The organism is Micromonospora matsumotoense (assembly GCF_900091525.1).
GTDB lineage: Bacteria > Actinomycetota > Actinomycetes > Mycobacteriales > Micromonosporaceae > Micromonospora > Micromonospora matsumotoensis.
Genome location: NZ_FMCU01000014.1, coordinates 23,366 through 29,790, shown reverse-complemented (window position 1 = coordinate 29,790; position 6,425 = coordinate 23,366). Strand labels below are relative to the sequence as shown.

2 protein-coding genes and 1 pseudogene are annotated in these 6,425 nt (G+C 71.4%); 2 read left to right on the top strand and 1 reads right to left on the bottom strand.

From position 1 onward, the window contains the following. Window positions 1-453, top strand: a pseudogene (locus GA0070216_RS35675) (hypothetical protein); the annotation flags it as partial. After that, a complete protein-coding gene (locus GA0070216_RS23535) occupies window positions 440-1,177 on the top strand; it encodes a class F sortase (RefSeq protein ID WP_091250335.1) in 738 nt (245 codons plus the stop codon). The pseudogene GA0070216_RS35675 and the gene GA0070216_RS23535, both read left to right, overlap by 14 nt. A gap of 94 nt (window positions 1,178-1,271) precedes the next feature. Here the strand turns inward: GA0070216_RS23535 and GA0070216_RS23530 are convergent, their stop codons facing one another. Next, a complete protein-coding gene (locus tag GA0070216_RS23530) occupies window positions 1,272-6,347 on the bottom strand; it encodes an NAD-glutamate dehydrogenase (RefSeq protein WP_091250331.1) in 5,076 nt (1,691 codons plus the stop codon). Between the last annotated feature and the right edge of the window lie 78 nt (window positions 6,348-6,425).

Sequence of the window (6,425 nt, the reverse complement as noted above, 5' to 3'; positions counted from 1 at the left end):
AAGCCCGGCGCGGAGGAAGAGCACGGCAAGCCCGGCGCGGGCGAAGAGTCCGGCGAACACGGCAAGCCCGGCGCGGAGGAAGAGCACGGCAAGCCGGGCTACGGCGAGGAGTCCGACGAGGGCGACTGGCTGGGCCACGACGAGTACGGCCAGGACGAGGAGTCCGGCTACGGCAAGGACGAGGGCGGCTGGGAGCACAAGAAGGACTTCGTCTACTACGGCGAGGCCAAGGTCTCCGAGGACGCCCGTCCGGGCAAGTACGAGCTGGAGGGCTCGTGCGGCGAGGGCGAACTGGTCGTCCTGCCGAAGGGGCACGTCGACGGCGGCGACGGTGGGATGACCGCCACCGGTGCCGACCGGAGCATGGTCGCCGGTGGGGCGGGCATGATCGGCGCGGCAGCCCTCGGCGGCATCGTGCTGATGCGTCGGCGTCGGGCCGATGAGCTCGGCTGACCCGACGGCGACACGGGCCGGCGGCCGTCACGGGAGACCGTGGCGTGCCGCCGGCGCGGCCGTCGTCGTCCTGCTCGCCATGGCCGGCTCCGGCATGGTCGGCGCGTCCCTGCGCACCACGCCCCCACCGCGTCCCCCACAACCGGCGGCCCAGGCCGCGCCGCAGACCGCCCCGGCGACCACCCCCGCCGAGGACACCGGGCCGGTCGACGACCCGGACGCCCAGGTCCCCGCCGACGCGAGCGTGCCGCCGGGCCCCGATCCGCTGCCCCGGTCCGCCCCCACCACCATCGCGATCCCCCGGATCGCGGTCAACGCGGAGATCATGCCGCTGGGCACCAACCCGGACGGGACGGTGCAGGTGCCCCCACTGGACCAGGCCCAGCGCGCCGGCTGGTACGAGCCGGGCGTCAGCCCCGGTGAGACCGGCAACGCGGTGATCGTCGGGCACGTCGACTCGGCGAAGCTCGGGCCGGCGGTCTTCTTCCAGCTCGGCGCGCTCCTGCCGGGCGACACCATCACGGTGTCCCGGGCCGACGGCGTCGTCGCGATCTTCACCGTCGACGAGGTGAAGGCGTACCCGAAGGCGCAGTTCCCCACCGAGCAGGTGTACGGCCCGAACGACCGGCCCGGCCTGCGGGTGGTGACCTGCGGCGGCCAGTTCGACCAGGGTGCCGGCAGCTACCAGGACAACGTGATCGTCTTCGCCTCGCTGACACCCTGACCCGACCGCGCCCGGCGGTGCCCCGCTGCCGGCCGCACCGGTGCCGCGCCTGCGGCGGGACGACGGTCCCGCCGCAGGCGCGGTCGGCGTACGGTCAGGCGGCGCCGGACGTCCGGACCAGGGTGCGGATCTGCCGCAGCAGCACCGACAGCGAGGCGAGGTCCGCCCGTGACTCGTCGAACTCCCCCATCGCCCGGTGCGCCCGGTGGATCGAGGTGGCGTTCGACTGTTCCCACTGGAGCACCCGCTCCTGTGGCGGCAGGTCGCCCGAGGTGGATTCGAGCACCTCCCCGGTGAGCGCGGCCAGCGCGGCGTACAGGTCGTAGCGCAACGCCATCCGGGCCAGCGTCTGCCAGCGGTCCTCCCGCGGCAGCAGGGAGATCTTCGACAGCAGCGAGTCCACCCGGAACCGGTCGGAGAGCACGAAGTAGACCGAGGCCACCTCGCCGACGTCCCGCCCGCTGGTGCGCGCCGTCTCCACCACGTCCAGCAGCCCGAAGCTGTACATCAGCCGGGTCGCCTGCTCGGCCAGGCCGGCCGGCAGCCCCCGGGCGGTCATCGCGTCGATGTGCGCCCGCAGCGACTCCCGCTCGCTGCCGTGGAACCGGTCCTGCAGGTCGGGCAGCAGCCGGGCCACCCCGTCGCGGAGCCGCTCGATCTCGGCCGGCACGTCGATCGGCGAGCGCCGGTTGGTCACCAGCCAGCGCACCGCCCGGTCGAGCAGCCGCCGGGTGTCCAGGTAGACGCTGGTCTGCAACTCCGGCGAGACCTGGTTGTCCAGCGCCTCGACCGCGGCCCACAGCTCCCGCAGCCCGAAGACCTCCCGGACCACCACGTACGCCCGGATCACGTCGGCCGCCGACGCGGCCGTCTCCTCGACGACCCGGAAGACGAACGAGATGCCACCCCGGTTGATCGCCTCGTTGACCAGCACCGTGGTGACGATGTCCCGGCGCAGCCGGTGCTGGGCCATCCGGTCGGCGAACCGCTCGCGCATCGGCGTCGGGAAGTACTTGACCAGGACGTCGGTCGTCCACTCCTCGTCCGCGAGGCCCTCGGCGAGGATCTCCCGCTCCAGCGAGATCTTCACGTACGCGAGCAGCACCGCGAACTCCGGCGCGGTCAGCCCGGACTCGGTGCGTACCGCCAGCTCCTCGTCCGGGGGCAGCGCCTCCAGCGCCCGGTCGAGCTGGCCGGCCCGCTCCAGCCCGCTGATCATCCGGCGGTGCACCGGCAGCAGCGAGGCGGCCTGGGCCTGCGAGTTGTTGATCGCCCGCGCCTGGTCGTAGTTGTCCCGCAGCACCAGCTCGGCGACCTCGTCGGTCATCTGGGCGAGCAGCTCGTCGCGGGCGGGGACGTCCAGCGCCCCGTCGGCGACCGCCGTGTTGAGCAGGATCTTGATGTTCACCTCGTGGTCGGAGCAGTCCACCCCGGCCGCGTTGTCGATGAAGTCGGTGTAGATCCGGCCACCGGTCTGCGCGTACTCGATCCGGCCGTGCTGGGTGCAGCCCAGGTTGCCGCCCTCGCCGACGACCCGGCAGCGCAGGCTCCTGCCGTCCACCCGGATCGCGTCGTTGGACTTGTCGCCCACCTCGGCGTTGGTCTGGCTGGACGCCTTCACGTAGGTGCCGATGCCGCCGTTCCAGAACAGGTCCACCGGCGCGGTGAGGATCGCCTTCATCAGCTCCGGCGGGCTGAGCTGGGTGACGTCGTCGGCCAGGCCGATGGCCGCCCGCACCTGCGGGGTGATCGGGATGGACTTCGCACCCCGCGGGAAGATCCCGCCGCCCTCGGAGATCAGCTTCGGGTCGTAGTCCTCCCAGGACGATCGGGGCAGGTCGAACAGCCGCTGGCGTTCCCGGAAGGAGGCGGCGGCGTCCGGGTCCGGGTCGAGGAAGATGTGCCGGTGGTCGAACGCGGCCACCAACCGGATGTGCTCGGAGAGCAGCATCCCGTTGCCGAACACGTCGCCGGACATGTCGCCGACGCCGACCACGGTGAAGTCGGCCGTCTGGGTGTCGTGGCCCAGCTCGCGGAAGTGCCGCTTGACCGACTCCCAGGCGCCCCGGGCGGTGATGCCCATCTTCTTGTGGTCATAGCCGGCGGAGCCGCCGGAGGCGAACGCGTCGCCCAGCCAGAAGCAGTGCGCCGCCGAGATCTGGTTGGCGATGTCGGAGAACGTCGCGGTGCCCTTGTCCGCCGCGACCACCAGGTAGGGGTCGTCGGGGTCGTGCCGCACCACGTCCACCGGCGGCACGATCTCCCCCGAGACGATGTTGTCGGTGACGTCGAGCATCGCGCCGATGAACTCCTGGTAGCAGGCGACCGCCTCGTCCCGGTCCCCCGGCTTCTGCTTCAGCACGAAGCCGCCCTTGGCACCGACCGGCACGATCACCGCGTTCTTCACCATCTGCGCCTTGACCAGGCCGAGCACCTCGGTACGGAAGTCCTCCCGCCGGTCGGACCAGCGCAGCCCGCCCCGGGCCACCGGCCCGTACCGCAGGTGCACGCCCTCGAACCGGGGCGAGTAGACGAAGATCTCGAACTTGGGCCGGGGCGCCGGCAGGTCCGGAATGGCCTGCGGGTCCAGCTTGAACGCCACGTACGGCTTGGGTCGCCCGTCGGCGCGCTTCTGGTAGAAGCTGGTCCGCAGGGTGGCCTGCATCAACGTCAGGTAGGCGCGCAGGATGCGGTCCTGGTCGAGGCTGGCCACGTCGTCCAGCGCGACGCCGATCGCGTCGACCAGCTCGCCGCTGCGCTCCTGCCGCTGCGCGGTGCTCCGCCCGTCCGGGGCGAACCGCACCTCGAAGAGTTCCACCAGCAGCGCGGCGATCTTGGGGTAGGCGATGAAGGTCTGCTCCATGTACTCCTGGGAGAAGACCGCACCGGTCTGCCGCAGGTACTTCGCGTACGCCCGCAGCACCACCACCTGCCGCCAGGTCAGCCCGCCGCGCAGGACCAGCTCGTTGAAGCCGTCCACCTCGGCCTCGCCCCGCCAGGCGGCGGCGAAGGCGTTCTCCACGTGCGGGCGCACCTCGGCCAACTCCTGGTGCCCCTCGGGCAGCCGCAGCCCGAAGTCGTAGAGGAAGACCCGGCCGTCGATCCGGTCCACCTCGTACGGGTGCTCGTCGACCACCCGGACGCCGAGCGAGTGCAGCACCGGCAGCACGGCGGAGAGCATCATCGGCTCGCCGTACCGGTAGACCTTGAACCGGACGTCCATCGCCTCGTCGGCCACGACGTCGCGCTGCCCCGGCCGGGGCGCCCACTGCTTGCGGAACAGGTGCATCTCCAGCTGGCCGGGCTCCTCCAGGAGTTCCAGCTTGGCCAGGTCCTTCATCGCCTCGTACGGCGTGTGCCCGTCCTTGTAGCCCTCCGGGAACGCGTCGGCGTACCGGATGAACAGGTGCTTGGACTGCTCGTCGCCGAGCTTGCGTTCCAGCACCAACCGGTAGTCGTCGTCCCAGAGCCGGGTGGCGTCGGCCAACTCCTCGGCGAGCAGGTCGGCGTCGATCTCCCCGGGCGGCCGGTGGGGGTCGGTCCGGACGATGAAGTGCACCCGGGCCAGCATCGACTCGGTGACCCGGGTGGTGTAGTCCACCCCGATCCCGTTCAGCTCACGCAGCAGGATGTCCTGCATGCGCAGCCGGTTCTGGGTGGTGAACCGGTCCCGGGGCAGGTAGATCAGGCAGGAGATGAACCGCCCGTACGCGTCGCGGCGCAGGAACACCCGCAGCTGCCGGCGGCCGGCCATCCGCAGCACGCCGACCACCGCGTGGTAAAGGTCGTCGGTCTTGATCTGGAACAGCTCGTCGCGCGGGTAGGTCTCCAGGATCTGGAGCAGGTCCTTGCCGGAGTGGCTGCGCTGGCTCAGCCCGGAGCGGTCCAGCACCTCGGCCACCTTGCGGCGGACCACCGGCAACTCCCGCACGCTGGTCCGGTAGGCGGCGGTGGAGAACAGGCCCAGGAACCGCCGCTCGCCGACCACCCGGCCGGCCTCGTCAAAGATCTTGAAGCCGATGTAGTCCAGGTAGGCCGAGCGGTGCACGGTGGCCCGGGAGTTCGCCTTGGTGATGATCAGCAGCCGCTTCTCCATCACCTTCTCGTGCGCCTCCGGCGTCATCGACGACAGCGCGCGCGCCTCGGGCGAGTCCGACCGCAGGATGCCCAGGCCGGTGCCGAGCACCGCCTCCAGCGCCGGGCCGTCCTGCCCGTCGGAGTCGACCAGCCGGTACTCCCGGTAGCCGAGGAAGGTGAAGTGGTCGTGGGCCAGCCAGCGCAGCAACTCCACCGAGTCGGTGATGTCCTTCTCCGGCACCGGTGGGCGGTCGTCCGCCGTCCGGGCGGTGGACAACTCGTCGGCGAGCGCCAGGGCCCGCTGACGCATCTTGGGCCAGTCCTCGACGGCCTCCCGCACATCGGTGAGCACTCGCTGCAACTCGCGGCGCAGCCTGTCCCGCTGGTCGGCGTCGCGGACCGGGTCGATCTCGATCCGCATCCAGCTCTCGACCAGGTCACCGGCGATCGCGTCGTCCGGCTCCACGTCGGCGGAGACCTCGGTCAGCCGGCCCAGCGGCTCCCGCCGGACCACCACCAACGGGTGCACCAGCAGGTGTACGTCGAGGTGGTGGGCGTTGAGCAGGGCGGTCACCGAGTCGACCAGGAAGGGCATGTCGTCGGTGACGATCTCGACGACGGTGTGGTGCTGGTCGGCGTCGGGTGAGTGGATGCGCAGCTTCAGCTCGCCCGGCACCCGCTGCTGGGCCAGGTCGCGGTGCGCCCGGGCGGCGTCGAGCATCTCCTCGGCGGTGAAGCCGATCAGCTCCTCGTCCGGCGCGAACCGCCAGAACCGACCCACCAGGGTCGCCGCGTCGTGGTCGTCACCGGCCAACGCCACCGCCTGGGCCACCAGGCGCTCCGCGTTGGGCACCGGTTCGTCGAGTTCGGCGTCCTCCACGTCGTCGCCGAGCGCTTCCACCGGAAGCCCCAGGTCGTAGAGGGTGTCGATGCTCGAACCGGTCAACCCGGTCACTCCTGTGTCGAGTCGACCGTAGCCGTCCCCGTCGATCGGCGGGCTGTCCCCGTCGGTCGCCGAATCGAAGCTGTCGTCCCGGCCGGTCTCAGTCTGCCGGAGGTCGGGTCCCGGTTTGATCGCCGGACGCCGGTCCATGGGTGCCACTCCCCTCGACGACCCACCGCGTTGTGGGTCACTCTGCCGCCCCACCTTAGGCCCTGCCGTTTCGGTCAT